The 5,099-nt window shown below is 49.2% G+C and carries 2 protein-coding genes; one reads left to right on the top strand and one right to left on the bottom strand.

The window, feature by feature from the left end; genetic code table 11:
• On the bottom strand, positions 1-1,037 hold a 1,037-nt coding region (locus ABYW01_RS13590), incomplete at its 3' end, for an MFS transporter (RefSeq protein ID WP_372833549.1).
• Positions 1,038-2,069: 1,032 nt separating this feature from the next.
• Here ABYW01_RS13590 and ABYW01_RS13595 point away from each other — a divergent pair.
• On the top strand, positions 2,070-5,099 hold a 3,030-nt coding region (locus tag ABYW01_RS13595), incomplete at its 3' end, for a diguanylate cyclase domain-containing protein (RefSeq protein WP_372833552.1).

Here is a 5,099-nt window from a genome sequence, read left to right on the forward strand (position 1 = left end):
ACTAAGTTCATAAAGGCAAAACCAGACGCTAGCAAGCCCGCAGTTACAGGGCTTAGGCCTTCAAAGGTTTCCAGAAAGAACAGCGGCAGCATCGATACAACGGCCAGCTCGGAGCCGAATGTTGCAAAATACGCTACATCCAGAACAGCAACCTGTTTGAACTTGTAACGATGCAGCTCTGGCACACCATGTTTAAGATTCTCGGCATTTACATGGTAGATCGCACGCAGTTGTACGAAGAACAGCACAATCAAAGTGACGTAGATTGCGTTAGTGGAAAATTCATCCAGCAAACCGATGTTGGTTGGCGACAGTTTCCAAGTCAGGACTGCCAGCGCCGCGTACATCGGGATGTTCATCAGGATGTAGAAAACGAAGTCGCCTTTGCTAGTGACTTCCAGGCCACCACTTTTCTTCGGTTTGAAGTAAGTGGAGCCTTTGGGAGTATTGCGGGCTACACGGTAGTAGAAGAAGCCGTACAGGATTGCCATTATGCCGATGGATACCAGTGCATAACGCCAGCCGTTTTCACCTCCGTACATCAGTGCGACAGTTGGCAGAGTCATCGCGCCTGCTGCTGAACCGAAGTTACCCCAACCACCGTAGATACCTTCTGCAACACCTACTTGTTTCGCGGGGAACCACTCACTGACCATGCGGATACCAATAACGAAACCGGCGCCTATAAAGCCGCTGAGGAAACGCATGATTGCAAGTTGTTCATAGGTTTGTGCGGCGGCAAAACCTAAACAGATTGTCCCCCCTATAACCAGCAATATACTGTAAATGAGCCGCGGGCCGAACTTGTCCACCAGTGTGCCGACGATGATCCTCGACGGAATCGTCAACGCTACGTTTAATATCAGCAGGGCTTTGACTTCGGCGCTGGTCAGACCAAAGACATCCTTGATGTAGGCCATCATCGGCGCATGGCTGAACCAGACCACGAAGGTCAGGAAAAATGCGAACCAAGTTACGTGTAAGGTTTTAATCTTGGGATCGCCAAAATCTAATAACCTTATTCTGCTAGTGGACATGTGACTGCTCCTAAAATAATAACAGCGTTTGATGCGTTACAGGCGTTGTACCGGAAAACAGATAGTGCTTTGTGTCTCGTGGTTTATCTTTTTGAGCGATCAAAAACGGTGGTGTTTTTAAACGCAGATAAAGACACGTGCTTTCAGCAAATCAACCCGTTGGGCGGTAGCAATGACAATAATCTTGCTGCCAAAATAGGCCCTTTCTAATCGGCGGATATTGATATATATCAACGCTTTACTAGGCTGGCAGGCGGTGGGAAGGGGTGTATACCACCTTTGTGGTACTAGGTCTTATGATTGCTAAGATGTTGAATAATAAGAATATTTATGTTCATTGGTCGTGTTCTGTCGTTGTTTTTGACGCTGGGGGTATCTTAAGGGGTACACGTTCGTCTAACGTCAGTTGTCGGCGGTTTTTTGCGATGGATATGTGCAACGTATAATGTAGAAAGTAAATGACGGATGTTAAAAATGACCGGTTCTTGGAGGGGTATATAAAAGTTATCTCTTCAGAGGTATTGGTGAAATTGAATATCAGGATTATCTTTGATGGCGTTCTCACGGTTGTTGCACGTATTAACCTAAATGCTCGGGTTAAATGTCAGATGATACCCTCTCCTCGTTATCTGACAGCGTGCGATGGCTGTTTTAGAACCTTGACTCTCAGAGGTGTTCAGGGCCTCGTATTAACTGGCAAGTAATCCGGCGTGGGCAGCAATGTTCCGCCGGTTTTTTTTGTCTCAACATGACCCCGTGCCCATCCGTTAGCATCCGTTGATATCTTTCAGATACTGTTTAGTGTGTTAGCACTTTTACGTCTCCGCATGTCCGTTGCGTATTCCCGTGTTTTGTTCCACGACAATAGAGTATTTAGTCGTTCGTTGTTTGAATTGCTGCATGCGCGTTATTGTGCAACTATTCAGATTGATCTCCGCTTTGTTTGAATACTGGAGATCCTGGACCCTTGCCTTTGACTGGCGATTGAATAAATCGTAGTAGTCGGATGCTCAGACAAAGGAACAGATTATCATGCGGTTGATCCAGCCTTCTAATTCCGATGTGGGTGAGCACTCATCAGCCCCGCCCGCGACAACTCATTTCACTCCGCCAGCCGTTTATATACTGGGTTTGATACTTATCTTTGTATTGTCATTCGGTATTTATCTGGCTGAATCACTCAGTGCCGAGCGCTATGCAGCAGAGCGTCGTTCCGATGTTCAGAAGCACCTTTATACCCTGCGTAACCAACTGGAAAACAATCTGGTGAGCGATATTCAGCTGGCGAAAGGGTTAGTTGCTGCATTGGCGACAGATCCTCAGCTAGATCAGCCGACCTTCGAAAAAGCGGCGGCGGCACTGTTGAAAAGAAATACTCAATTGCTGGGGTTGTCTGCTGCGCCTGATTTGAAGATCAAACTGATTTACCCGCCGGCCGATGGTAGGGATGCATTGGGGCTGGATTTGCGTCTGGTGCCCGAGCAGTTTGGGGCGATCGAGCGGGCCCGAAAAACAGGCGAAATTGTGCTGGCAGGTCCCGTGGATCTGATTGAGGGGGGTACGGCATTTATTGCGCGCATGCCGATCAGTCTTGAGAACATGAGGGGTGAGGGCTATTTCTGGGGTATCGCGAGTGCGTTGATTGATGAGCAGAGTCTGTATAGAAACAGTGGCATCCTAAATCATGAATTGCCGGTTGAGATTGCTATCCGTGGGCGGGATGCGTTGGGCGCAGAAGGTGGCGTCTTTTTTGGCCGCGCTGAACTTTTCAATGAGCAGCCAGAGCTGACAGAAATTCAACTGCCGGTGGGCAGTTGGCAGCTAGCAGCGGTGCCGACCTCATCGTACCTGGGTACGTCGGACAATCTGGCCGCGATGCGGCTGGGATATGGGGGGGCGTCATTGATATTGCTTATGGCATTTCTGGCAATGGCACGTGCCGTGCGCGCAGCCTCTAAGGCAAGGCATCAGGCCGAGCATGCGCAATCACAGCTCAATACATCGTTGCGTACGTTGCACGAACGGGAGGCGCTATTAAGAACGGTGATTGACGAAATGCCGGATGTGCTGGTGTTAAAAGACCGCCACGGTAAGTTTCTGTTAGGCAACAAAGCGGTGGCCCGCTTGTATCACACCACGCCGGAAGAGATGGTGGGTAAAGATGATAGTGACTTTGGTGTGCCCGCTGAGATGGTCGAGTTTTTCCACGAAAACGTGCTGACCGTTATCGCCCGTGGTGAAACCGAAGTGGTGTACGAAGACAGCACTGATGCTTCCACGGGAGAAGTGCGTCATTTCAAGTCGATCAAAAAGCCTTTTCTTGATACTCAGGGCAATAGTCAGATACTCATCATCGCTCACGATATCACTGATATCGTCAATGCACAGAAACAGGTGGCGGAGAGTGAAGGCAAGTTGCGTACGATTTTGGATAACGTCGATGCCTATATCTATCTGAAAGATATTGAGGGACGTTATCTGTTTGCCAACCAGCCAATTCGCAATATCTGGAACAGTGAAGAGCAGGATATCGTTGGCTTTACCGATGAGAAATTCTTTGACGCAGAAAGTGCGCTGCACATTCGAGAGAATGATCGACAGGTGATGGTGCAGGGTGAGGCCTTGTGTAAAGAAGAAACCGTCAAAATACTCGGTCGTAGCGAACCCACCACCTATAAAACAACCAAATTACCTCTGCGCACCGAAGAAGGTGAAATTTATGCGCTCTGTGGTATTTCGGTGGATATTTCTGAGATTAAACGTATTGAAAAGGCACTGCGAGAAAGCGAGCAGCGATTCAGGGTCGCAGGGAAAGCCGCCTATGACTTGATCTATGAATGGGATGTCGCCACCGACTCACTGCAGTGGTTTGGTGATATTGATCGTATTCTGGGGTTTGAGGCGGGAGAGGTCTCGCATCATATCGACACCTGGTTGAAACTGATCCACCCGGATGATGTAGGCGTGTTGGCGGATGCTGTGGGCCTGCATAGAACCTCTACGCAACCCATTGGTTATGAATATCGCGTCCGTCACAAAGACGGGACCTATCGTTTTTGGAGCGATCGTGCATTGCCATTGATTGACGATGATGGTCATCCCTACAAGTGGGTGGGGGTGTGCACCGATATTACGACTCAGAAGCAACAGCAGCATCAGCTGGAATTCAGTGCTTACCATGACAAACTGACCAGCTTACCAAATCGTTTATTGCTCTCTGATCGTTTGCGACAAGCCATGCATCAGGAAGATCGTCGAAGGCAGGGGTTGGCGGTGGTGTATATCGATCTGGATGGTTTTAAAGAGATTAACGACAACCACGGGCACGAGATCGGTGACCACCTGTTAGTCGCTATTGCGCATCGTTTTCAGCGTGAATTGCGCGAAGGTGACACGATTGCCCGTCTGGGTGGCGATGAATTTGTTGCGGTGCTGATTGATATAGAAGATACCGCCAGTTCGATTCCACTGCTGCGCCGTATCCTGAGTGCCATTGCTGAACCCATCCTGATAGATGATCTGGTGTTACAAGTGTCAGCCAGTCTCGGGGTGACATTCTATCCACAGGTTGAAGACGTTGATGCCGATCAGCTGATGCGCCAGGCCGATCAGGCGATGTATCAGGCCAAGCTATCGGGCAAAAATCGCTATTACTTCTTCGACACAGAACATGATCGCAGTATGCGTGGTCAGCGTGAAACACAGGGCCGTATTGCTGAGGCGTTGGTACAAAATGAATTCCAGCTTCACTATCAGCCAAAAGTGAATATGCGCAGCGGTCAGGTCGTAGGTATGGAAGCTTTGATTCGCTGGAATCATCCTGATGAGGGGCAGTTACAGCCCGCAGACTTTTTACCCGTGATCGAAGATCAGCCTGTTGCCGTTGATCTGGGTGAATGGGTGATAGAGCAGGCTCTGCAGCAAATCGAAAGCTGGAATAACGCTGGGCTGGATATACCCGTCAGTGTGAATATTGGTGGTTTGCAGCTCCAGCAGGCCGATTTCGTGCAGCGATTGCAAGCCATGTTGGCTGCGCATTCGAATGTACGTCCCGAAAGCTTG

Origin of the sequence: Pontibacterium sp. (assembly GCF_041587635.1) — a bacterium.
GTDB lineage: Bacteria > Pseudomonadota > Gammaproteobacteria > Pseudomonadales > Balneatricaceae > Pontibacterium.